Below are 24,351 nucleotides of genomic sequence, written 5' to 3' on the forward strand. Positions count from 1 at the left end.
TGTGCCTTTTCCAAATTTTTTTATAGAAATTGGGGCATACTTCATACGGCCCCTGGCACCGGCTTTTGATTGGTGGTTTCAACAAAAATATTTTCACCGACCATGAATTCTTCACGGATAAACGGATCCAACGCCGTATAGAATGCTCGGCTGCATCCGACCTGATGGCTGTCATGAAGCTCGGCAATCACGAGGCCTATTTGAGTAATCCATGGGCGGGTATTAGAGAATACTTGTTTTTCCGCACCTTCAATGTCAACTTTCAGAATATCGATAAATTTTAGGTCATAATCACGAATCAAATCTTCAATGGTAACCGCTTGGACACTCTGAATACCATCGGTTTCCCTGACCTCAAATGAAAATTTGCTGGCCTTGGGATTGGCAATTTTAAGCGCTGCATTCCTGTGCCACAGTGCGCAGTGTAAAGGAATGATGTTGGGATAGGCCCGGGTATTTTCTTTCAGCAACTCATAGTTGGAATCTTCCGGTTCCAGAGCAAATATCCTCGCATCAGGGAATGCTGCGGCAAAATACAGGGAGGTCATACCGATATTGGCACCGGCGTCTATAATTACCTCAAGGTCTGGCCTGTAATTGAATTGGTACTCTTTTTTGACAAATATTTGGAAAAATACATCAATATCTGACGTGTTTGCCCTTAACTTTACAGATTTTTTCATGCCGGGAGGACAAATATTGGTTGATATGGAAAGCTTCAATTTATCCAGCACATATAATTTCAGCCCCTTTATTCCCAGTTCTTTTGTAAATTTGATAACTCTCGACATGGCTACCTCTTTTTAAACCTCTAAAGCCAGAATGTTCTTGATAGACAGATACAGATATCAGGCTGACGCAAGTTAGGTCAAGAAATAAATTGAAGGCTTGAAAAATTACTTTGGAATTTTCATTATCCGTTTAACGGGACTACTCAAATTGTATTCGAGGCAAAGAGATGTTATAAATCTACTCGAAATAGTCTGGTGTTTCGATTGTTATTTATGATATCAAAATGTTATGTTATCTTATGCCTGTTATGATCAATATCCCCAAAATATTCTTCCCTAAGAAAAAATTTATTCCGCACCCCCCACCCCCTGAATGCGAATGGTCCATCGGCATCTATGAGGGCGTTTCCCCTTTTGCCTTACACCCGCTTAATAAAAGAATAAATCCTGTCATATGCCCCTGTGATGTATCCGATGGGCAGGCAAGACTTGTTGCAGACCCGTTTGGTGTTCGGTATGAAGGTAAACACTACCTTTTTTTTGAAGCCGAGGTGAAAACTGAAGACGGGTATAAAGGAAAAATAGCCGTGGCAAGCAGTGAGGATGGAGAAACATGGCATTATAAGAAAGTTGTTCTTAACGAACCGTTTCACCTTTCTTATCCTTACGTATTCATCCATGAAAATCAATTTTATCTCATTCCTGAATCCAGGCAATCCAGGCAGATTCGTATGTATCGATCTGTCTTATTCCCTTTTCAATGGGAACTGGACACCGTTTTATTGAAAGGCAAGCGCTTTGCAGACAACAGCCTTTTTTTCTATAATAATATTTGGTGGTTGTTTACGGATTCGGGGAATTCAACCCTTCGGCTATATTTTTCAAAGCATTTAAAAGGACCTTATAAGCAGCATCGAAAAAGTCCGATACGCAGAAAAGATCCCCATTATGCACGGCCTGCAGGACGGTTAATTTTGTATCAAAATAATCCGATTCGTTTTGCCCAGGATGCTTTTCCCATATATGGGAGCAAAGTCTGGGGCTTTAAGATCACCACATTGACGACGAAAGACTACCAGGAAGAACCCATTGCAGCGCCAGTCCTTGAAGCATCAGGGTCTGGGTGGAACAGCCATGGCATGCATACGGTTGATGCAACCCAATTACCGGATGGTTCATGGCGGGCCTATGTTGATGGATATGGCTCAAGTCAAGTAAGTGTATAGCCTTGAGGTGCAAACAGGGTTGCACTCATCAGAGCAAAAAACCAGCCTTCAGCACTGTCCTGGAGCGGCGATGCGACCATGCAGGCTGCCATGATGGTTAAGGTAAAACCCCGGGCAAGCAATATTTTTTTATTTTTTTGTAACGATGCAGCATACCACCATTGGGTGATGAAAAAAGATAGAAGAACCAATATGCCTACCAGGCCAAATTGAACGCCGGCCATTAAAAATTCGTTATGGGGATTGTCTGATCGATTGAATCCGGTATCTTTTATTAATTCAGAATAGGAGCTTTTAAAACTACCTGTGCCTGTACCGATGAAAGGGCTTTTTTTTATGAGTTTAAGGGAATTTGTGTAAAATTCAAGGCGCAGGCCGGAAGATGAGATATTACTTGCCGGTTCTCCATACTTCCATGCCTTTATTTCATTGACTGCGATACGGGCTCTTGTCAGCAATGAGTTGGATGGATAGATCCACAATAAAAGTCCCATGCAAATACAGATGATAGAAAGGACTACAATGCTCTTCCGGCTGCTCCATGAAAAAAAATAGTATACAAGAAGGATAAGGACAATCAGGTGGCCGGTGCGCCCGTTTACCATAAATAATACATTAATCAAGGAAAGAAAACTGACTCCTGTCCATAGAACTTGTGCTTTAAGTGTTTTACTTGATCCGGCCAGAACTGCCGTCACAAATACGGTAAATGCCATGAATGTATTGTGTTTGATGTGGTCGTGGAAAACATAACAATTAAGCGGGGTGCCTTTGACAGGTATAAAGCCCGGTACCATGCTCATGCGTATCAGGTACGAGAGAATAAGAACTAATCCCATGGCACTAATAAATGATATTAAAACAGCTCGGACATTTTTTTCTTCTTTTAAATATATCATGGCCATGGCTATGAATAGAAATTTACCACCGTTTTGAGTACTCTCAAGTATTTTTTCCTGGTCGGCATGGGTATAGATAAGCCCTGCCAGGTGAATCAGGAAAAATGTACACCCGGCCATAGCCACAGGGTTGGATTTTATAATAACGGTTAATTCTTTTAATGGGTTTTTAAAGTTATCCAGAATCCAGAACAAAAGGAAAATGCCTAAAACAATATAAGTCATGGCCGTGGATACAGGGATGGTAAATGCAAGCAAAATCAGTGTAGAACTGCAGATTTTGCTCAAAGTCATATGAGATATTAATTTAGCACGCATTCGTTTAAGGACTCACTATTGACATTGTTGACAACGTACATAATTGGCTTCATGATGGTATAAATGCACTAGCTCAATTTAAAAAGCAAATAGTCTCTTTATCTATCAGATTATTTTTGAAGATAAACGATAGGTATTTGCATGTTTTCAACAGGAATTTGTTATGCTTGATCTTCAATTAAAAAGTGCTTTTTTAGTCCCCTTTTTTGGCGAACTACCCACTTATTTTCCGTTCTGGGCTAAATCATGTGAATTAAACCATCCTGATTTTCATTGGTTTGTCTATAATGACAGGATCACAGAATCCAATGCCCTGAATCCCGCAGTGACACTTATTCCATACCAGTTCGAGGAGATGGTTGCCGATTTTAAACAACGGTTGGATATCAACATACCGGGACGTTATCTTCGCAGGGTCTGTGATTATCGGCTTATGTTTTATTTTCTGCGTGATGATAAAGAAAATTTGAACGGTTATGATTTTATCGGCTTCACAGACATGGACCTTGTGTATGGACAACTTTTGAGGTGCATGCCTGAAAATATGCAATCCTATTCCATGATCAGTGCCGATGAAGACCGGCCGTGCGGGCCCTTTACGTTGATCAATCGTTCTGAGATCTATGCACTTCAAGAATATAAATATATAAAAAAACACATGGAGCCGGAAGAGCACAGGACGTTTAATGAATCAAAGGAACTGCTGCAGGTACTCTCCGGCACTCTGCCCCCATACTGCCGGACTGATCTGCTGCAGCCGACAATGACCAGGGGCGTAAGTAATACAAAGGTTTACGCCATCTGGGAAAAAGGGAGAGTGACGATTTATGATATCTATTTTAACCGTCTGGAAGCCGGTTTTTTTCATTTTTCCCGATATAAGGACAAAAAACGGTTTGTCATTGACGCTGATGCGTTGCACCATGACCGCTGGGGCCTTTTTAAATTCGGTATCACCGGATTAACATCCCGTTGGCGCAGAATGAAAATGAATCTTTCGTTATTGGTATAGCGATTACTTAAAGTGGCCCTGATAGATGCGGATAATTTTTTGTCCCATGGTTTCAATGGTATGGTATTGTTTTATTTTTTGTGCGGCATTTTGTGTGCGCTCAATTGTCGTCTTGGGGTTGCCAATAGTTTTAATAATCATCTCAGACAGTTCACCGGATTGCCCCACTTCAAAAAGCAGACCGGTTTCATTATGGGTGATGATATCTGCAATTCCGCCGGTTCTGGATCCAATCACCGGGCATAAGACATACATTGCTTCAATCAGGACCTGGGGAATGCCTTCAAAGAGGGATGGCAGAATTTTGCAGTCCAGGGCACGGTAAAAAGGCCATACATTTTCCTGGAATCCAATAAAATGCACTCTGTTTTCAATATTCAGATCCCGGGCAAGTTCCGACATCCGGTCCAGAAAAGAGGCGTCTCCTGTACCGGCAATAACCAGGTGGTGGGGGATATGTCCGGCTGCTTTCTCAAATCCGTTTAAAAGGGTCTCCACGCCCTTGTCCTGGGATACCCGGCCGGCAAACCCGATAAACCGCGTACAAGGATCAAGGTTGAGTTTCGCCGCCAGGGCACGTCTATCCTCATCCTTTGCGTTAAGATTGTCAGGTTTAACAATACCGGAAGGAATTGAAAAAATTTTTTGATCCGAAAGATTGAAAACGTCTTGGAGATGACGCCGGGTATAATCTGCCGTGGTGAATATATAATGGCTTAATTTTTTGTAAAGCAGCCGATTATACCAGGAATTGTTAACCGGCGTACTGATATGGCGTGATAAGATCCTGCATGGTATATGGGCCTTTTTAGCCGCCGGCAACGCTATTTTTGAATCTGTATTTCCATGGGTGTTCACAATGTGTGGCTTCTCTTGATTAAAAATACGGATAAGGCGCCTGTAATCGGATAATGCAGATAATCGTTTGAAAGCCATTGGGTAAATTTGAATCTCAACCCTTTTGGCTCTCTGGATCAAAGGGGTATGTTCAGGGGCAATAATAATGACCTGGTGTCCTTTGTCCGCCATCCATAAAGATTCGTTCAAAATCCTTTTTTCAAGTCCCCCCCAGTCGGTGTGGCAGGTCGTATGAATAATTTTATACAATGGTGTTTTCATGGGCGTTTGTTTGGAATTGCCGGTCAAATTTTACCTGGCGTAACCGGTAAATACGCAAGATATTTCTGCACATGGCATCCATGGTGTAGTATTTTTCGACCAGGTCCCGGGCTGTCCGGGTGAGGGTCTGAACCGCCTGGGAGGTATTCAGGGTCCAACTGATAATTTTCGGCAGGGATTCAGACTGCCTTGGGTCAAAGACCCTGCCGGTTTTATTATCAATCAGAATATCCCTGATGCCGGGCGTATCCGGACCAATCACCGGGCAGAAGCAAGCCATGGCCCTTGTTATTTCCCAGGGCACCCTCTGGTAAAAATTACGGGTATCGGGAAAATAGATACAGCAGTCCAGGGCTTGGTAATAGGCATCATTTTCTTCTTCCGTCAGCGGCAGCATATGCACAGGGGATTCTATTTTTTCATCCCCGGCGCTCACCGGATGATGAGAAGTGACGTGCCGGCTAACTTGGCCCGCGACTTTGCAAAGCTGCGATATGCTTTGGGGGTCTATTTTACCGAAAACACCAATGAACCGGGCATCTGTTTCCAAACCAAGAGTGTTTGCCAATTTTTGCCTGGCTGCAATTTTTGTTGTGTTATTCAGGGCTTCCTGGCTTACATCAGGCATGATAATACCATCAGGAATGGAGAAGATCTGCATATCTGACAGCGAAAATATTTGCTTCAGATGTGCTGTGCTGTCCTTTGAGGTGGTAAAAACATAGTGACACCAGGCTTTATAAATTTTTTTGTTGGGCCAGGTGTTTTTAACCCGTGATCCATTATGGCGGGACATGATTCGGCAGGGGACCTTTGTGGCCTGGGCTGCCTTTAAGGCAAGTTTGGCATCGCCTTTGCCGTGGGCATTGACCACAAACGGTTGTTCCCCGGCAAATATCTGTTTAAGGCGGCCATACTCACCGATTCCGGCCAATGGTTTAAAAGATATGGGATAGACCGTTAATCCCTTTTTTTTGGCTTTTTCAAATAAAAGACTATCCCCCGGCGCAACAATGGCGACCTGGTGGCCGTTTTTTTTCATCCATAATGATTCACAAAAAATTCGTTTTTCCCGGTTGCCCCATAGAGTCCGGCTTGACGTATGGATGATTTTATAAAATGTTTTCATGAATAATCAGCCGCTTTAGCGCAGGCCGGCTTCAACGCGTTCAATATCTTCGGGCAGATCAATCTCGGGTGAATCATATTGAGTGACAGCCACTCTAATGGGGTATCCGTATTCCAGCACCCGAAGCTGCTCCAGCTTTTCCACCTGTTCACAGGTACCACTGTCAAGGGTGACAATTTGGTCCAGAAAGGCTTTGGTATACGCGTAAAATCCCAGATGTTTATAATAATCTACATCGGTCTGACCGTCCCGGGGAAAGGGGATTTGGGCCCTGGAAAAATACATGGCAAACCCTTGGCGGTTGAACACGACCTTTACGTCCTTGGGGTCTGTAATCTCCCGGGGGTCTTTGATCTTATATGCCAGGGTGGACATGGCAAGGCCGGGATCTTCGTCAAAGGGCCGGATTAAATCTTCAAGGCTTTTGGGATTAAATACAGGCTGATCCCCCTGGATATTGATAATGATATCTTTGTCGGCCGCACCAAGGATCTTAGCGGTTTCCGCCACCCGGTCCGTGCCTGACCGGCAGGTGTCCGAGGTCATTACAGCGTCTCCGCCGAAGGCGTTTACGGCACGGACAATGCGTTCATCATCGGTGGCGACAATGGTTTTTGTCACCACCGATGATTTTTGGGATTGCTCAAACACCCGCTGGATCATGGGCTTGCCTGCAATGCTAACCAACGGCTTGCCGCCAAGCCGACTGGAACCAAAACGAGCTGGGATCACGGCAATGGGCATGGCTACATCTTTTCAAAAAGGCTGCGCGCCTTGTCACGGGTCATGATGCGTTTCCAGTCCTTACCCAGGCAGTTTTCCCACAACGGATCAAGGCCCAGGGCCACACTGATCATGGTTTCCATCTGATCCCCGGCAAGGTCCTTTGTCACCCCCCTGGGAATGTCCACCCCTGTTTTTTCCATGATAGTCCGAAACTCTTTTACCCCTTCGGGATAGTATTCATCCAGGGTGTCAAAGGTGACGCAGCAGCCTACGCCGTGATGGGTGCCAAGTACATAGGACAGACCATAGGACAGGGCATGGCAGGCACCCACCTGGGAGTAGGCAATGCTCATGCCGCCGAAAAAGGAGGCCATCATCAACTTGTCAGCCGAATCCGGGTGGTTATCCACAAATACCTGGCGGCAAAGATCCAACGATTTCTCCCCATAGGCTTTGGAAAATTCATTAATATAGGTGCCCTGCAAAGATTCAATGCAGTGGATATAGCAGTCCATCCCGGTATAGAAATGCTGGTCCTTGGGTACGCCGGCGGTCAGTTCAGGGTCCAGGACCACCTGGTCAAACACCGTATAATCGGAGTTCAGTCCCAGTTTTTTTTCGGGACCGGTGAGCACGGCCGTCCGGGAGACTTCGGCACCTGTGCCGGACAGGGTGGGGACGGCGGCATGCCAAACCGCCGGGTTCTTGATCAGATCCCATCCCTGGTACGCGGTAGATGATCCTTCATTGGTGAGCATCAACGACACGGATTTGGCAAGGTCCATGGCGGAACCGCCCCCAATGCCGATGACGGCGCAGGGCAGGGCGGGGTTGAAATTTTTTGCTTCCAGGGTGAGCTTATCCACATAGCCTGTTTTGGGCTCATCCGCTATATTGACCCACAAAAGAAAATCATTGTCGTGCAAGGGGATACGTGTTTCAAGATCTTTGCCCTTAAATACATCATCCACAACAAAAACAGCCCAGTCTTTACCGGACTTGCGCCGGCCGGCCACGACTTCGTCAAGCTGGCCAAAACAGCCCCGGCCAAAAAGAATATTGGGAACCAGTTTAAAATTTCTGAACATTTATATTAATCCTTTAAGGCGGTTAATACTGCCTGTATCCGTTTGTCCATATCCTCTGCGGTCCAGGAAAGCATGATCTGCATGGAAAGCGTCCGCTTCATGATATCGTCACTTTGTTCCAGGACAAGGCCGGCATAATCCGGCAGGTCGGTACTCAACTCAAAGGGCAGTCTGGCAGCGCGTTTCATTCCCTTGAGGTGATGCCATTTTTTATAATAATGCCAGTTGTTGTTATACCAGTAAGCACAAGGGGCACCGTTTTCGGCAAGCTTTTTTGCCGCCTGTTCGGCCTGATCTTGTGTGGGCATAAAAAAGTTCAAGAAGGTGGCGGAATCCCCGTCCGGGTCGGGAAGTGCCCGGAAGGTAACGCCTTCAACCTCTTTCATGGCCTCTTTGATGGCGGCTTTATTTTTTTTCTGAATGCCGACAATACGGTCAAGTTTGTTTAGCTGGGCAAGTCCTACAGCGGCATTCAGTTCGCATATCCTGTAGTTGGTGCCCATGATGGGATGGTCATCCGCGCCCCGGTCCGGCCCGCCTAAGTGGTCATGGCCATGGTCGGCATACTGCCGGCACCGGGTGTAAATATCTTCGTCATTTGTGATAATGCCGCCACCTTCACCACAGGTTACGGTTTTAACCGAGTCAAAGGAAAAACAACCGGCGTTGCCGAATGTACCCAGATGGCGACCCTTGAAACTTCCCCCCAAAGACTGGCAGGCATCTTCCAAAAGCACCAGGCCCTTTTTGTCGCAAAAGGCTTTGATCTCATCAATCCTTGCCATCGCCCCGCACATGTGTACCGGCACCACGGCCTTTGTCCGCGGCGTTACTGCCGCTTCCAGGCGGTCCGGGTCCAGGCACAGGGTCTGGTCAATGTCCGCAAACACAGGAATTGCGCCCGCTTGAATTACAGCTTCAAATGTGGCCACAAAGGTAAACGGCGGTACAATAACTTCATCCCCGGCCCCAATGCCGCAAGCCGCAAGGGCTGTGCAAAGGGCCGCGGTTCCGCTGGAACACAGATGGCTGAATCCGGCACCTGTTATTTCGGCCAATTTTTTTTCAAATTCCAGGGCTTTAAAATGACCGTTTCTGGCCCCTTCAAATCCGTACCTGAATAAAACGCCTGTTTCCAGTACATCATTGACCTGTTTACGTTCCTCATCTGAAAATAGTTCAAAGCCGGGCATGCCCTCTCCTTATGTTGCACATTTTTTTTATCCAGTGCAGAAAAATTCGATAATTAACTATAAAAATTAGGAATAAATAACAAAATAGGGATATTTTTTCAAGACAGATCCAAATATTGACTTTCATTTTTCTAATGCTTATAACCCTTTTATTGGAAAGGTTCAATATAAGGACAATATAAGGAAGACATCATAGCTTTTTACCATGGCAGACGATAAACAGACACAGACATACCAGGGATATGAACAGGGGCCCATTTGTCCGACCAATGATGCATACAGTCTGATGCTGCGTCTGATCCGGAACTGCCCGTGGAACCGCTGTTCCTTTTGTCCGACATATAAAAAACAGAAATTTTCCATACGCCCTGTGGAAGATATTATTAAAGATATTGACCTGGTGCGTACATACATTGACAGACTGCGTCAGGAAAATGCCCTGCCCATTGCCTTTGACCAGGAACGGATTCATTCCATTTATACCAATTTCAAGATCCGGGACCGGGTTGCATTCAACAACGCCGTCAAGTGGTATGCCGCAGGCATGCCTTCCATCTTTCTCCAGGATGCCAATCCACTGATCATGAAACCCAGGGACCTGTTTTTTATTCTCAGGCATGTCAAAGACTGTTTCCCTCAAATCGAAAGCATTGCCACCTATGCCAGAAGCAGTACCATCCTTCAGTTGCCCGACGGCACCCTGGAACAGTTGCACAAACTTGGTCTTAACCGGGTTCACGTGGGGCTTGAAAGCGGATCAAATTTAGTGCTTAATCGCATGCGCAAAGGGGTTGACAGATTCGGACACATCGAGGCGGGTAAACGGATTCGTCAGGCAGGCATTGAGTTCTATGCGTATGTGATGCCGGGGTTAGGTGGTGTTGACCTGTCCATTGAGCATGCGCTTGAGACCGCTGAAGTCCTGAATGCAATTAATCCGGATGTGATTAAAATTCGGACCCTCGGCATTTCGCCCTCCACAGAGCTTGCCCATTGGCAGCTTCGGGGCATGTTTGAAAAACCAGGGGATGCCATGATTGCTACGGAAGTACGCCTGATGCTTGAGACCCTGGACAATATCCAGTCCCGTATAAAAAGTGATCACATCCTGAATCTATTTGAAACACTTAGCGGCCAGATGCCCCATGACAAAGAGAAAATGATCGAGATCATTGACCGTTTTTTTGATCTGGCCCCAAAAGACCGTATCCTTTATCAGATCGGCCGGCGCATGGGTTTTTTTAAAAGGCTTGAAGACATGGATACAAGCTCCCGGATGGACCAGGTGCGGATTGCCTGTAAAAATTACGGGGTCACTCCGAAAAACGTGGATCAGATTCTTGATCGGTTGATGATGCGGTTTGTCTGATTTGATTGAATCTGAATATCTGTATATTCATGTTCCCTTCTGTATAAAAAAATGCAGGTATTGCGATTTTTATTCTCAAACCAACCTGTCCCTGATTCCTGATTATGTGACGGCCCTGGTTCGCGAGATTGGGCGGCGTTCACAATCAACCGTATCACACCCCAAAGGCAACGCTGCAACCGTGTACTTCGGGGGCGGCACACCGTCCCTGCTTGGGCCACGGCAGCTCGAGACCATTCTGCAGGCCCTGGACAACGCCTTTGGTCTTTGCCCTCAGACTGAAATCACCCTTGAAGCCAATCCCGGTACCCTGGACGAGATCCATTTGAAATCATTCCAAGGTATGGGGATTAATCGTGTGAGCCTTGGTTTTCAGTCATTTGATCCGGCACAGCTTTCCCTTCTAGGGCGTATCCATTCAATAGATGATGCCGTGCATGCCGTGGAAAAGGTCCGTACTGCCGGCATTGAAAATATCAGTCTGGATCTGATTTACGGCCTTCCCGGCCAGACCGGTGACCACCTGATCCGGGAGCTTGACGCGGCCCTGGTGCTGATGCCTGCACATCTTTCCTGTTACATGCTCACCCTGGAACCGGGCACAATCCTGCATGCCATGCATGGCCGAGGCAAGTTTTTACCCATGGCAAAATCGGATCAGGTTGATCTGTTCCGTGCGGCAGCCAAATACCTGAAAACTTGTGGATGGGATCATTATGAAGTATCTAATTTTGCAACGCAGACATGCCTGCGTTCCCGGCACAACCGCGCATACTGGCAGATGGTTCCCTACCATGGATTCGGGCCGGCCGCCCATTCCTATGCCGTAAAATCCGATACGGATGGATCGGCCGTGTACGAAAGGTTCTGGAATGCACCAGACCTGAACGGATATATCAATGCCCTGAAAACAGGTGATCTTCCGCCATCCGGCAGTGAAATCCTTACCCGGGAACAGCGGCAGATGGAGTATGTCATGGTGGGGCTGCGGACATCCATGGGGCTTAATATCAAAACCGGTCAAAACCTGTGGCAAAATCGGTTTTTAACCGTGTTTCAAACCTTGATGGAAGATCTTGAAAATAAAGAACTGGCCCGACGCCGGGATGCCGGGCAACGGTTTGTTTTGACCCTTGAGGGCTGGATGCGCCTGGACAGTATTATTGCCTCTTTTGTTGAAAAAATATAGGCTGTCGATAGAGATGCTCAGGCCGGTTTTTTCCTTAACTGCCGGTGGTCCTCAACCCGTATGGTCAGGTGTATGGCGTCAAAGTATTCAATCAGGGGAATGAGATATTTTCTGGAAATGCCGGTCATCTCCTTAAATTGTGGCGTGGTCATCTTGTCATTGGCTTTAAGGAATTCAATGAGTTTCGTTTCCAGATCATTGACGGCACCGGCATCAAAAAACAGATCATCCTTTGTTTTGACCACCTGTTTTTCATCAATGAGCATCTGCATGACATCCTTGCCTGTTTTCTGATCCAGGTCAAGATCCCGGCATATGGTGCGGAAAAAGGGCGGGGTCAACCCGGATTTTTTGTAAATGCCGGCAATTTTTTCTTTGATTTCATGCTGGTCCACCTGGAGGGCCACCTTGAATTCTGAAAGTTTCACAAGGTTTTTGTCCAGCACAATGAGGTTTTCCTTTTCCAGGCGGTGGAACAGGATGTTGAAAAACCGGGCATCATCCACATATTGAAATTTGGATTTCAGCTCCTGGGCCGGCATGCCTTCCTTTAAGGGGTTTTCCTGGTGATAGGCCGTCAGCCGTTCCAGTACTTTTTCCTTAAATTCATCAAAAACAGAGCCATGGACATAGATCTGCTTTTCCTTATCCGTGAGCACCGCCGCCTGTTTTGCAAGCATTTTCTGTAACGCAGCAGTCAGTTTTTTATCCGGCACATTGGTCATGACCCTTAACGCATTAAAGCTCAGTCCGGAATATCCCTTGATGGACAGAAAATAGGCAATGGTTTTTTCATCATCCTCTTCAGCAAGTCCGGAAAGTCCTTCGATCATAGCCCTGTCTTTAAGCTTGTATTTCTGGGACACCGGGTTGAGGATGGCCCCGCCTCCGATGGTTTTGACAGGCGAGTAGGATCGGATAACGTATCTGTCATCCTTGATGCAGCAGACCGGGGATTCCAGGCGGAACTGAACCGGTGCCGTATCCCCGGGTAAAAGCGATTCTCTGTCCAGCAGGACCATATAGCCCAGTATTTCACTTGTGCCCGAATGAAACCGTACCCTTGTCCGGGCCTTGGCCGGTTTGGCATTGCTTTTCAGGTAATGGAACTCGGCGTCCACCATATAACTTTCAATCAACGCCCCCGGGGTGGAGAGGATATCACCCCTGAAGACGGCTTCCCGGTCAAGCCCCTGGAAATTGATGGCCGTCCGGGTGCCGGCCATGGCTGTTTCTACTGAACTGGAATGCACCTGCAGGCCCCGGACTTTTGATGTAATTTTTCTTGGAAATACCATGATATCCTGGCCCACACGCACCTGGCCCGAAATCAGGGTGCCGGTGATGACCGTGCCGAATCCTTTCATGGAAAATACCCGGTCCACGGGAAGACGGAAAATCGAAGAAAATTTGCGGGGCGGAATTTGTGTACAGATTTCTTCAAGGGTGGTTAAAAATTTCTCCAGCCCCTGGCCTGTGGCAGAGGATACCGGTACAATGGGTTGGTCTTCAAGAAAGGTGTCTATGATAAAATCATGGATATCGTCCATGGCCAGTTCCAGCAGGTCTTCATCCACAAGATCCGTTTTAGTCAGGGCGATCATGCCGTGGCGGATGCCCATGAGATTGCAGATCTCCATATGTTCCCGGGTCTGGGGCATGACGCCTTCATCGGCCGCAATAACCATGACCACCACATCAATGCCCGAAGAGCCGGCCACCATGTTTTTTACAAATTTTTCATGACCGGGCATGTCCACAATGCCGATGTGCCGGCCGTTGGGAAGATCCAGGGAGGCAAACCCGAGTTCTATGGTGATGCCGCGCTCTTTTTCCTCCTTGAGACGGTCTGTTTCAATGCCTGTTAATGCCTTGATCAGACTGGTTTTTCCATGATCAATATGTCCCGCGGTTCCAAGAATTATATTCTCCACAACTGCCTGCCTGTTACTTTTTTAATTTTCTGTAGTAGCTCATGCCGTAGGCCAGGGCCACAAGAATGAGTCCTGTGACAATACCATAATAGATGCCCCAGTCCGGTTTGAACAGCCGGGTCAGGATGATTCCAAATGCCAGGCCTATAATCAGACGTATGATAAAAATAATCAGTGAATTCATATTCATAAAATGTGGCAAGGAATTGCCGCCCTCCTTTTGTCATAACTTATTATAAGATGTCAACTGCAAGTACAGGATTTAAGGACACGAAAATGGATTTAACTTGAGACTATAGGAATTTCCATTTCCCAGCACCCAGCACCCACCACCCACCACCTAACAACCCGCCCAAAGGGCGCTAATTTATTAACCCAAATAACCAGAGCGGTATTTTTCGACTGTCCGTGGTATAGTTTGTATCAATCACAAGATAACTATTGTTTACATTATAAATCTGCTTAAATGTTTTATTTTTTCCACCGACTTCAAATATCATATCCTGAACCCTGAAGTCCCCGATATCTGAATAATAAATTTGGGAAAAACAACCGGCAAAAAAAGTTTCACGCACGGTGCCTATATTGGCATCAACGCCAAACTCTTCCGCAAAAGTATAGAGAATATTCGTATTGTTAAAAAGTAATTTTTCAGGTTTCCTGGAAATTTTAGCTGAATATTTTTTGATGGAATGAAAAATTTTTGTATCATTCAGCATATCCAGATATGTATTCAAGGTGGGCGGCGTAATCCCTAATTCCCGGGATAACCCTGCGACATTTACCTTATACGGCACCCCGGATTCAATAAGCTTTGCAATAAGTCTTTTAAACACGGAAACATGACCATATTCCATCTTGTTGCAGGACGGGATATCTTCATTGATGATTTTCTGCAGTGCGTTAAAAAGCTTGGTTTTAAATTCATCTCTGTCCTCGATAAAAAACGGATACGCCCCATATTTTAAATACTCAAGAAAACTGCTGTATAGAGTGGTATTGGAGAGTGCAAGATCAAGACTGATTTGTGAACCATGCGTAATTATTTCATCCAGAGAATATTGGGCAAGAATTTTGTTTTCACTGAGGCCAAGAAATTCATGAAAACTTAATGTTTCCATATGAATTGTCACGCACCTCCTGCTCAAATCATATTTTTCATATAGAATATTCAGCATGGATGAACCACTGAAGCGGATCATCATCCCAGGAAATGAATCATAAATATTTTTTAATTCCTGGGCCCAGTTTTTATATTTATGTATCTCATCAAATACAATAACTTTTCCCCCCAGGATTGAAAATTCATCCGTCAAATCATAAAGTGTTGTATCTGCGATGTATATATCATCCGCACTTATGTATAAAAATTCGCTCATGCTGAAATTTGCTTTAAGGTATTGTAAAAGCAATGTTGTTTTACCAACCCCCCTTTGACCAATAATGCCAACAAGTCGGTTGGGAGATAAAATTTTCTTTAAATATTTTTTTCGGATAAAATTTTCAGGCACAGCCTGAATCAGTCTTGCCTGTTTGTTTCTAAAATAGTTTAACATGACATAAAATAACAAATTCAACTTTAGTTTATATTATAAATAATAGATAAAATAATAAAATGAACTTTATTATATTATAAAAAAAATGTAAATAAGTTTTACTTTTTTGGATTAAACAAATTTTCTAAAAATCAGAATATCGCGTAAAAGCCTATTTGCAAATGGTGTGCTTGAATTTTGGATTGTATCATGATACTTTTTCAACTATAGATAACCCCTCATCGCATAGGCAATATGGCAGCTCCCAAAGATTTTCAAAGCCCTTCCAAGACACCCCGCAGTCCCGGCAAATTTTTACAAAGACGCTGGTTCCGGGTCATTTTTTTTACCTGTTTAATCGGTGTTTGCCTTTTGGCCGGGCTGGTTGTGGCGAGTCTTTTTTTTATTGAAACCAGGCCTGCCCAGGCCTTTATCCAAAGGCAGGTCAACACGGCGATACCCGGTACCCTGTCATGGGAGCGGTTCCGCCTGGATCTTGGCGCGGGCAGGGTAGAAATTTCCGGCATTCACCTTAAGGGCGTTTCCGGCAAAGAACTGGCCGGCATCCCTTTGGTGGCGGTTGAGCTTGACTGGTCCGGGGTGACCCGGCAGAAAATTGAATTAACCCGAATTCAGATTGACAAGCCTGTCCTTGATATCAGTATGTCGGAGCAGGGGGATGTTGATATTATGTCGGCCCTGGTTGCTGACACCGGCTCTCCATCGGATGCCGGAGCTTCCAGGCCTGATAAATCTTCCGGCATTGATTTCTGGGTCCGTGAATTCAAGGTAAATCAGGCGCAGATCAAAGTGACCGCTCCGCAATTTAATATGGACATTCCGGCGTTATCTGTTGACGTGACCGGGTTTAGACTGGCCGACCGCTCCGCTTCAGCCAGCGTGGCCCTGGAAGGCGGTCATTTAGGCTTTGACGGTATTGATCTTGCCCTTGACGCCTTTGATGCCCAGGCCCGCATTGACAAAGATACAATTTCAGATATTGAATTCCATGCCGGGATGCCGGGCGTTGAATTCAACGCCAAAGGGTCTGTTGCAGGACTTTGGGGGAGAATGACGCCGGATTTGACTGCCACACTTGATGTGAAAGCACCGTTGGCTACAAAGGCCCTGGGCCTGACCGAAGATCGGGTCCGGGGGGATGGCCGGATCAATTTAACACTTAAAGGCCTTATTGATAATCCCCAGGCCAAAATTCAGTTTGAATTCGGCCGGGGCAGTATAAACAATACGGCCATATCAGGCATAAATGTTTACGCCGGGCTTGAAGACCGGCATCTGACCCTTAAAGACGGCCGGATAGATCTGCCGGCCGGGACCATTCCTTTGGGTGGCGATGTGGACCTGTCAAAAACCTTTCCAAAAGGGTTTGCTGGAACCATGGCCGGCCTGGATACCCTGGCGTATACCTTTTTTCTAAATCCGGACAGCCTGGCCCTAAATGCCCTTGAATTGGGAGAAAATACCCCGGAGGGGACCGTGGCCGCCCTGGTCCGGGTCCAGGGTCGGGGGGTGATCCCCGGTCAGATGTCTGCCCATGCCGATCTGGATGTTACGGTCCATGACCTGATTCTGCCCCGGATGTCCGAACCGGCAAAGGTCCGGTTTACGGCCGGTGCTGAGCTGCAAAAAGAGCACCTGACCCTCATCGGCCTGACCCTGGACGGACCCGGCATGACCGGTACAGGGGCTTTTCGGCTGGATCTGCCGGGGTTTGATCCCCGGGCCATGACAATGACCGGACATCTGGACCTGGATGTGGCGGATATATCGGTTCCCCTAAGCCTCGTGGGCCGGAAGGGTTCGGGCAGGGCCGGTATCCATGCCGTGGTCAAGGGGGCTTTGCCGGCACCGGATTTAACCCTGGAGATCAATGCCGGCAATCTTGCTTCCAAGGGATTCCAGGCCGATGACGTGCTTTGCAAGGCCCGGATGGATCAGGGGGTACTCCAGGTTCATGAGCTGACCCTTAAACGCAACCAGGGGGTGCTCCATGCCGGAGGAACCCTGTCCCTAAACGTAAAAAAGGGACAGGCGCATGCCCTGGACCTGGCCGTGGAATTTAATGAGCTTGAACTGGGCGACCTGGCCCCGGAACTGGGGGGCAGGGGGGCTTTTTCCGGTAACGTGACCGGCACCGGATCTCTGGAAAAACCGGATATTCGGGTCTCGCTTTCGGGACAGAATCCGGGTTTTGAAACATATGCCCTGGACAGCATCCAGGCACAGCTTAGGTTTGTCAATAATATCCTGACGTTTGAACAGGCTCGCATTCGAAAGCATAACGCACATTTGGATATTCTGGGGCAGGTCAATGTGTCGGAAAAGACCCTTGATATCCGGGCTGTGATCCCGGAAACCGACCTTAAGGGGATTGACCCGGCGGCGGATGCGGCCCTGGCTTCGGGCCGGCTGGGTCTGGATATTTCCGCCAGGGGCAGTTGGCTTGCCCCGGATATTTCAGGACGCATTAAGGCCCGGGATCTGCGCCTTCCAAATGCCCCGGACATGGCGGCGGATGCCGGTATCGACATAGAGGTACACGGGCCTTGGGATACCCCTGACGCATTGGAGGCATCAATTAATATCTCCCGGCTGTCACTGGCCAATCAGAAACAGATGCTGATCCGCATTGAAAATGCCACAGCCCTGCTCAAAGCCGGCCGGTTCACGCTTGATCCGGTGCCGGTCCGGATCATGGACAAGGGCCGGCTTAACTTGCGGGCCAACGGCGATATTAAAGGCGATCTGGCTGCAGACGTCTCCGGCAGCCTGCCCGTGTCCATGCTGGTTCCCCTGGCAGACGGGATAAATTTTGCAGACGGGGATATTCTGATTTCGTTGCGTGCCCAGGGCAGAGCCGTCTCTCCCGATCTCAGGGGCAGTATTGAATTCTCAAACATGATCCTGGACCTCCAGGCCCTGGAAGCGCCTTTGCAGAATGTCAGCGGCCGCATTGTACTCACCCCTGAGGCGGTTGATATCCGGGATGTGACAGCCGATCTTGGCGATGGTAAAATAGCGCTGACCGGAATGGCCGAATTGAAAAACGGCATACCGGATAAGTTTACACTGAACCTTAACGCCGGTCAGGTGCCGGTGGACATACCTGATACCCTGGAGATGACGTTGAACAGTCAACTGACCTGGGCCGGTACCATGGATAAATCAGCGATCACCGGGGAGATAGACATCTTTGAAGGAACCTATTACAAGGATGTGGATTTAAGCCTGGTACGCATCGCCGCCCAGACAACCCAAAAATCACGCCCCAAACTACGGGAACCCGGGCCGGATTTTTTAAAAACCATCGGGCTCAATATTTATGTCACCCGCAGGGAAGCCATTTTAGTGGACAACAACCTGGCCTCTATGAACATCAGTCCGAATATCAGTATCAAGGGAACCGCATATGCGCCGTCCCTGGATGGCCGGGCCGTGGTGGATGCGGGCATTATTAATTTTCGCAAAGCCCAATTCGAAATCACCGAAGGGTCCATTGATTTTATCAATCCGTATAAAATTGAACCACAGATTACCCTGATCGGTGAAACCACGATATCTTCCTATACCATTACCCTGTCTGTAACCGGCACGCCGGATGACCTGGCGCTTGAATTTTCTTCAGATCTGGAGGCGACGGATGCAGATATTCTTTCCCTGATTGCATTCGGCAAAACTACGGATGAAATGGGCTCTGGGAATGGTGGCGGGGATTCAATGTCAACAGCAGCCATTGCCAAAATACTGGTAGATCCTTTAAGTGAAAAAATTAAAGAAAAAACGGGGTTAAGCGAAGTCAACGTCAGCATGGATAATCAGGATAACCAAACCCGTGTGCATGTCGGTTTGGGCGCAGATCTTTCCCGCCAACTCAGTGTCTCCTACGGCATAGATATCAGTGACGGAGAGACCGTTCAGACGGTTACCACCTATTACAAACTTCTTGAACATTTGCTGTTAAGTAGTTTTCAGGACACCAGCGGTAAGTTGGGCGGTGAGCTTAAATACAGGCTGGAGTTTAGATAATGATGCGGTTTTGTTTTTTTGTTTGTGCGGCCTGTGTTTATCTGGGGGGGGCTGTGCCTGTGTTTGCCGCAGATGCCGGCAAGGTGGCTGATATCAATATCATGGTTAACGCGCCGTCTGAAAACCAAGCGTTCTGGCAGTCCATTGCCTCAAGTTTTATCCCCGTAACCGTCGGGGATGATTATTCCATCGAGGCCATGGATCGTGCGGTCAAGGCATTAACACAGTCCCTGCTTTTTGAATCCATTGATATACCCGATCCTGAACAGACGAAACAAGGTGTGGTACTCGCCTTTGAATTGACCCCGTTTTCAAGGATACGGGATATTCATATTCACGACGCGTTTCCTTTGTTTGAACAGGAAGTATTGAATACAATGACCATCAAGGCCGGGGGCATTTATCAAGCACAGCAAATGCCGGACCAGGCCCGGCGGGTGGAAGAACTTTTCAGGCGCCAGGGGTATTATGCGCCCAAGGTTAATGTATCTGCGATAAAACAGGGCAATGGCTACGTTATTGACGTGGATATTGACAAGGGCCCGTTTCAAAACATCCGCAAGGTTGAATTTAAAGGCAATGATCATATCGGTCAGACCCGCCTTAAATTTTTGACTGGGTCCTGGCGAAAATCCCTTTTGCCGTGGCATGGCAACCGATTTACAGATAAAACGATGAAGGATGATATCAAGACAATCACACAATTTTACCGGGAAAAAGGGTATGCAGATGTTCAAGTGACGGCAAAACCGTTGCCGGTTAAAGGCCGTGATGCCGTGGATGTCATTTTTACGATTGAGGCGGGTCCGCTATACAAAATTGATATTCAGGGCAATGACGCCTTTTACAAATGGTCTTTGAAAAAAGAACTCTTGCTCGAAGAGCGCGGGAACAAAAATGATTTTGCCCTGAGAAAAAGCATGCGCAATATCAGGAAACGCTATGAGGCAAAAGGGTTTCGAGATGTAAAAGTTAAAGACGAAAAAGAGACGCCTCAACCTCCGGGTGTGCGGCAGGTTAATATCGTTATCGACGAAGGGTTGAGATACACAGTGTCTGAACTGAAAATCAATGGGGCAGACACCTTGCCTTTAAAGGAACTTAAACAAAATATTTTGACCCGGGAAAAAGGCGTTTTCAGCGCAACTGAACTCAAAGATGATCTTAAAGCGGTTAAGGCACTGTACTTTACCAAAGGGTTTACAAGAACCAAGATAAATAAAAAAATTAAGATCAGTGATGCCCCGGATAAGAACGAAAAACAGGTGGCCGTTGAAATCCTCATACAGGAAGGTCCCCGGACAAAGATTGAACAGGTTGATATACAGGGGCTTTCGGTCATTTCCCTGGACGAAGCCCATGATCTTATGGCCATGAAAAAGGGGCGTTGGTATGACCGTGCGTTGCTTGAGGATGATATATCAGCATTGCAGCAGGCTGTATCGGAAAAGGGTTATCCCCATGTTCAGGTCAAAGCAGATGCCGAATTTTCCAGGGACAGAACCCGGATTCGGGTCACCTATCATGTGGACCAGGGACCCAGGGTGGTGGTGGGCAATATTTTTTATGTCGGTAGCCTGCGGCTGAAACAGGAAGTGCTTGAAAATGAGATGGAGATCGCCCCGGAAGACCCGTTTTCCATGCTTAAGATTGTGGACTCCCGCAGGAACATCCAGGATCTTAATGCTGTGGATACCGTCAGAATCAGGATTGCAGGACTTAAAAACCGGCAGCCCGAGGCAGATCTGATTGTGGAGATATCCGAAAAAAAACCCTATTATGTGGAACTGGCCGTCGGATATGATACGTCCCGGCATTGGTACATGGAAACCGGCATTGGGGATAAGGATTTTTTGGGGCATAATCTGAATGCCGAAGCCGGTTTTGAGTTGAGCCAGGTGGGGTACGGTATGGATGTTTCCTTAACTGAACCCAGATTTCTTTCTAGTCGCTTCAGTTCCACAAGCAAGGCCTATACAAAAGAAACCGAGGCGTTCAACAAAGACTACGGCATCAGAACCTATGGCCTGTCCCAGACGTTTCTGCGCAATTTCAACGATAAGAAGATTAATTTTTCTTTAGGCGGGGCTTATGAATACAGGAATCAGTATTTAAGGGTAGATCGTGAGCTTGATGATGAAGAAAAGGACGATTATGGGGTTCGCCATATCGGCCAGATGAATACAGGTGTGACCTGGCGTACTACGGATTCCTTTGTTCACCCCCGAAACGGGCTGTTTGCATCGACAACCTTTGATGTGTTCAAAGGCATTGATTCCAGTCTGGATGATTTTTATAAATACGGCCTGGAGCTGCGGTATTATTTGCCGGTCACCAATGATTTGGTTATTGCCATGCGCGGCCGCTACGGATACATGGATACTTACGGGGGCAATACCAATATTTCCGATGATCAGCTCTATTATCTGGGTGGTGCGTCAACCGTAAGAGGGTTTGAAGAAAATATGCTGCAATATGATGAGAATGATAATGCCGCGGGGGGCCGGTCCATGATGCTGGGTGCAGTGGAAGCCCGATACGATTTGAGTTTAAATTATGAGGTTGCCCTGTTTTTTGACACCGGCGCTTTAATTGAAATCCAGGAACCCGGCATCTCGGAATCATTCAGAAGCGGTGCCGGTATTGGTTTGCGCCGCCAGACACCGGTGGGGCCTATCAGTTTGCTGTACGGCTGGAAATTGAATCCCCGCGCCGATGAAAGCAGAGGATGTTTCTATTTTTCCATAGGGTATACTTTTTAATTCAGATAGGCTATTTAGACATTTAAAAATGCACAAATTAAGGAAGCGTAGATGAAACTTATTGTGGGCTACAAACATGGCACAAACCAGGCGGAAAATCTTCTTGAACTTGCATCGAAACGGGCGCAACTTTTTAATGCAACTGTATTAATCGTTACCGTAATGGCCGAAGGTATGGAAAAGGATCAGGACCGGATTACTGAAGCGGAAGCCTCTCTGGAAAAGGCCGAAACCCATTTTGACAATAAAGAGATCCCCTGTGAAACCCATTTACTGATTCGCGGCATTGATTCAGGAGATGATCTGGTTAATTTTGCCAAGGAAACCCAGGCAGACGAAATCATTATCGGTGTGAAAAACAGAACCAAAGTGGGAAAATTGCTGTTAGGTTCCACAGCCCAGGCCGTGGTTCTTAATGCGCCTTGCCCGGTGGTTACCATGAAGTAGGATTCAGGATTTTCCATATATTTAAAAAATCAGTTGAAAACAGTTCACCGGTTTGTCTTTCCAATGTACCGGCCACTCCGGTTTCACGCCTTGCACCAACGCCCAGCGGTTTTTTGCATCTCGGCAATGCGGTAAATTTTCTGGTGACCTGGGCCATTGTCAGGAGCCGTAACGGACGCCTTCATCTGCGCATTGATGATATGGACGGTATCCGTTTCAGGCCGGATGTGCTGGACGATATTTTTACCAGCCTTGATTGGCTGGGACTGGACTGGGATACAGGACCGGCCGGGCCGGATGATTTTTATCAAAATTATTCTTTGCATAAAAAAAAGGCGTATTACCGTGAAAGATTACAAGCTGTTAGCAAAACAGGGCAACATACGTTTGTGTGCCGGTGCAGTCGGGCATCCATAAAAAAATTATCTCCCAATGGACTGTATCCAGGTACATGCCGGAATGCCGGCCTTGTATTTGAACCCGGTCTTCATACGGTTCGGTTAAGGGTCAAAAAGAATACCTGGATTCAGGTAAATAATCAGCCCGTTGATTTGGCCAATACCTTTGGTGATTTTATCCTCTGGCGCAAAGATGACCAACCCGGTTATCATCTGGCAAGCCTTCTGGAAGATGAAGAACGCGGCATCAATTTTATAGTCCGGGGTCAAGATCTGCTCTTGTCCACTGCGGCTCAAATTTATCTTGCCCAATGTTTTGGTTTTTCTTCATTCCCGGCATGCCGGTTTATTCATCACGGGCTTGTTCGGGGGGATAATGGTGAAAAGTTGTCAAAATCAAGGGGGGCCCATGCCCTCAAAGACCTGAGGCAGTCCGGCGGCTCTTTTGCCGGCGCCGTAAAAACAGCAGCCCGGATTTTGGGGCTTAAACACAATTGGATCCTTACCGCACAGGATTTAAAACAAGCAATCAGAGACAAGGAGTTAAAAAATGACGAATAAACGTTTAAAAAAAAATGTACTCCTGAATAAGATAATGTCGGAAGCTCATTTACTGACCGAGGATCTGCAAAAGGATGTTCTGGCGTATATTTACAGCATCAAGGCGCATAAATCCTGTCCCGATATTCCGGCGTCTATACAAAATACCACGGAGCCCGGTTCCTATCCCGATATTCTGGCATCTATACAAAATACCACGGAACCCAGATCCTATCCCCGGATGAAAATATCCATTGAAATAGATGCTCTGATCGGTGATAAAATTATACAGTCTAATACCAAGGACATGAGTGCTACCGGTGTGCTTCTTAAATCCGGAATAAATCCCGAGATCGGAACATTGGTAAAGACTGTCTTTTCCCTGCCCGGCCAGGACCGGCCTTTTAAGCTTAACGGCACTGTGGTCAGAATAACTTCGGACGGGATCGGGATCTGTTTTTCCGAGATGCCACCCTATGCCCGGGATCTCCTTGATAATCTGCTCAAAAAGGTGCCGGAGTTAAGGCCTTGAAGAATTAAGGCCCATAATCAAGCGAATATAGTCAACTACCCACCGACACCTTTGGTGATCGGTGGGCTTGTGACTTCGGTTGCAAGTCCTGTTGATTAGCCTTGAGAGCCTTCGGGCTTTCGTTCTAAAGGAATATATAGGCACCCTGGTAATATTA

19 protein-coding genes are annotated in these 24,351 nt (G+C 46.9%); 9 read left to right on the plus strand and 10 right to left on the minus strand.

Features of this window, described 5'->3' with window-relative positions; translation table 11 throughout:
* Nucleotides 1-41: 41 nt before the first annotated feature.
* Nucleotides 42-791 carry an FkbM family methyltransferase gene (locus HXW94_RS05415; protein WP_178365877.1) on the minus strand — a complete coding sequence of 250 codons (750 nt, stop codon included), beginning with the start codon at nucleotides 789-791 and terminating at the stop codon, nucleotides 42-44.
* Between the two features lie 224 nt (nucleotides 792-1,015).
* On the opposite strand from HXW94_RS05415, the gene HXW94_RS05420 reads away from it, so the two are divergent.
* Nucleotides 1,016-1,957 carry a glucosamine inositolphosphorylceramide transferase family protein gene (locus HXW94_RS05420; RefSeq protein ID WP_218576585.1) on the plus strand — a complete coding sequence of 314 codons (942 nt, stop codon included), beginning with the start codon at nucleotides 1,016-1,018 and terminating at the stop codon, nucleotides 1,955-1,957.
* Here the strand turns inward: HXW94_RS05420 and HXW94_RS05425 are convergent.
* Nucleotides 1,942-3,150 carry an O-antigen ligase family protein gene (locus HXW94_RS05425; protein WP_246293757.1) on the minus strand — a complete coding sequence of 403 codons (1,209 nt, stop codon included), beginning with the start codon at nucleotides 3,148-3,150 and terminating at the stop codon, nucleotides 1,942-1,944. The two genes, HXW94_RS05420 and HXW94_RS05425, sit on opposite strands and share 16 nt — an antisense overlap.
* A 187-nt stretch (nucleotides 3,151-3,337) precedes the next feature.
* On the opposite strand from HXW94_RS05425, the gene HXW94_RS05430 reads away from it, so the two are divergent.
* A complete protein-coding gene (locus HXW94_RS05430) occupies nucleotides 3,338-4,186 on the plus strand; it encodes a DUF6625 family protein (protein ID WP_178365880.1) in 849 nt (282 codons plus the stop codon).
* A gap of 3 nt (nucleotides 4,187-4,189) precedes the next feature.
* On the opposite strand, the gene HXW94_RS05435 is transcribed toward HXW94_RS05430, so the two are convergent.
* Genes HXW94_RS05435 through HXW94_RS05455 form a run of 5 tightly spaced genes read right to left on the minus strand, consistent with a single transcriptional unit; the run spans nucleotide 4,190 to nucleotide 9,441 of the window.
* The gene (locus tag HXW94_RS05435) at nucleotides 4,190-5,305 is read right to left on the minus strand and encodes a glycosyltransferase family 4 protein (RefSeq protein ID WP_178365881.1); all 1,116 of its coding nucleotides are present in this window, start codon (nucleotides 5,303-5,305) and stop codon (nucleotides 4,190-4,192) included.
* Nucleotides 5,286-6,434: a glycosyltransferase family 4 protein gene (locus tag HXW94_RS05440; protein ID WP_178365882.1), complete on the minus strand. Its 1,149-nt coding sequence runs from the start codon at nucleotides 6,432-6,434 to the stop codon at nucleotides 5,286-5,288. Before HXW94_RS05440 ends, HXW94_RS05435 begins: the two co-directional genes overlap by 20 nt.
* 15 nt (nucleotides 6,435-6,449) lie before the next feature.
* The gene (gene kdsB, locus HXW94_RS05445) at nucleotides 6,450-7,178 is read right to left on the minus strand and encodes a 3-deoxy-manno-octulosonate cytidylyltransferase (protein ID WP_178365883.1); all 729 of its coding nucleotides are present in this window, start codon (nucleotides 7,176-7,178) and stop codon (nucleotides 6,450-6,452) included.
* Nucleotides 7,179-7,180: 2 nt separating this feature from the next.
* Nucleotides 7,181-8,248, minus strand: coding sequence for an iron-containing alcohol dehydrogenase family protein (locus tag HXW94_RS05450; RefSeq protein ID WP_178365884.1), 1,068 nt, complete (start codon nucleotides 8,246-8,248; stop codon nucleotides 7,181-7,183).
* Between the two features lie 5 nt (nucleotides 8,249-8,253).
* Nucleotides 8,254-9,441 carry a DegT/DnrJ/EryC1/StrS family aminotransferase gene (locus HXW94_RS05455; protein WP_178365885.1) on the minus strand — a complete coding sequence of 396 codons (1,188 nt, stop codon included), beginning with the start codon at nucleotides 9,439-9,441 and terminating at the stop codon, nucleotides 8,254-8,256.
* Nucleotides 9,442-9,646: 205 nt separating this feature from the next.
* Here HXW94_RS05455 and HXW94_RS05460 point away from each other — a divergent pair, with 205 nt between their 5' ends.
* Together HXW94_RS05460 and hemW are read left to right on the plus strand one after the other, a co-directional pair.
* Nucleotides 9,647-10,810 (plus strand): radical SAM protein, encoded by a 1,164-nt coding sequence (locus tag HXW94_RS05460; RefSeq protein WP_178365886.1) that lies wholly within the window; start codon nucleotides 9,647-9,649, stop codon nucleotides 10,808-10,810.
* Nucleotides 10,803-11,999: a radical SAM family heme chaperone HemW gene (hemW, locus tag HXW94_RS05465; protein ID WP_178365887.1), complete on the plus strand. Its 1,197-nt coding sequence runs from the start codon at nucleotides 10,803-10,805 to the stop codon at nucleotides 11,997-11,999. The genes HXW94_RS05460 and hemW overlap by 8 nt, the downstream gene beginning before the upstream one ends.
* Nucleotides 12,000-12,016: 17 nt before the next feature.
* Here hemW and selB read toward each other — a convergent pair whose 3' ends face one another.
* The 3 genes from selB to HXW94_RS05480 form a co-directional block, all read right to left on the minus strand.
* Nucleotides 12,017-13,933, minus strand: a complete 1,917-nt coding sequence (gene selB, locus HXW94_RS05470; protein ID WP_178365888.1) for a selenocysteine-specific translation elongation factor — start codon at nucleotides 13,931-13,933, stop codon at nucleotides 12,017-12,019.
* A gap of 13 nt (nucleotides 13,934-13,946) precedes the next feature.
* Complete coding sequence (locus HXW94_RS05475) at nucleotides 13,947-14,135, minus strand: hypothetical protein (protein ID WP_178365827.1); 189 nt, start codon at nucleotides 14,133-14,135, stop codon at nucleotides 13,947-13,949.
* Between the two features lie 160 nt (nucleotides 14,136-14,295).
* The gene (locus HXW94_RS05480) at nucleotides 14,296-15,489 is read right to left on the minus strand and encodes an ATP-binding protein (protein WP_178365889.1); all 1,194 of its coding nucleotides are present in this window, start codon (nucleotides 15,487-15,489) and stop codon (nucleotides 14,296-14,298) included.
* Nucleotides 15,490-15,723: 234 nt separating this feature from the next.
* On the opposite strand from HXW94_RS05480, the gene HXW94_RS05485 reads away from it, so the two are divergent.
* The 5 genes from HXW94_RS05485 to HXW94_RS05505 are packed head-to-tail and all read left to right on the plus strand — an operon-like array spanning nucleotide 15,724 to nucleotide 24,194.
* Nucleotides 15,724-19,515: a translocation/assembly module TamB domain-containing protein gene (locus HXW94_RS05485; protein WP_178365890.1), complete on the plus strand. Its 3,792-nt coding sequence runs from the start codon at nucleotides 15,724-15,726 to the stop codon at nucleotides 19,513-19,515.
* Complete coding sequence (gene bamA, locus HXW94_RS05490) at nucleotides 19,515-22,277, plus strand: outer membrane protein assembly factor BamA (RefSeq protein ID WP_178365891.1); 2,763 nt, start codon at nucleotides 19,515-19,517, stop codon at nucleotides 22,275-22,277. The genes HXW94_RS05485 and bamA overlap by 1 nt, the downstream gene beginning before the upstream one ends.
* Before the next feature lie 51 nt (nucleotides 22,278-22,328).
* Entirely contained in the window at nucleotides 22,329-22,724 is a 396-nt protein-coding gene (locus HXW94_RS05495; protein ID WP_178365892.1) for a universal stress protein, read from the plus strand.
* Nucleotides 22,700-23,683 (plus strand): glutamate--tRNA ligase family protein, encoded by a 984-nt coding sequence (locus HXW94_RS05500; RefSeq protein WP_218576586.1) that lies wholly within the window; start codon nucleotides 22,700-22,702, stop codon nucleotides 23,681-23,683. The genes HXW94_RS05495 and HXW94_RS05500 overlap by 25 nt, the downstream gene beginning before the upstream one ends.
* The gene (locus tag HXW94_RS05505) at nucleotides 23,673-24,194 is read left to right on the plus strand and encodes a PilZ domain-containing protein (RefSeq protein ID WP_178365893.1); all 522 of its coding nucleotides are present in this window, start codon (nucleotides 23,673-23,675) and stop codon (nucleotides 24,192-24,194) included. Before HXW94_RS05500 ends, HXW94_RS05505 begins: the two co-directional genes overlap by 11 nt.
* The last annotated feature ends 157 nt before the right edge of the window (nucleotides 24,195-24,351 follow it).

The sequence above is a fragment of the Desulfobacter latus genome (genome assembly GCF_013389365.1).
Lineage (GTDB): Bacteria > Desulfobacterota > Desulfobacteria > Desulfobacterales > Desulfobacteraceae > Desulfobacter > Desulfobacter latus.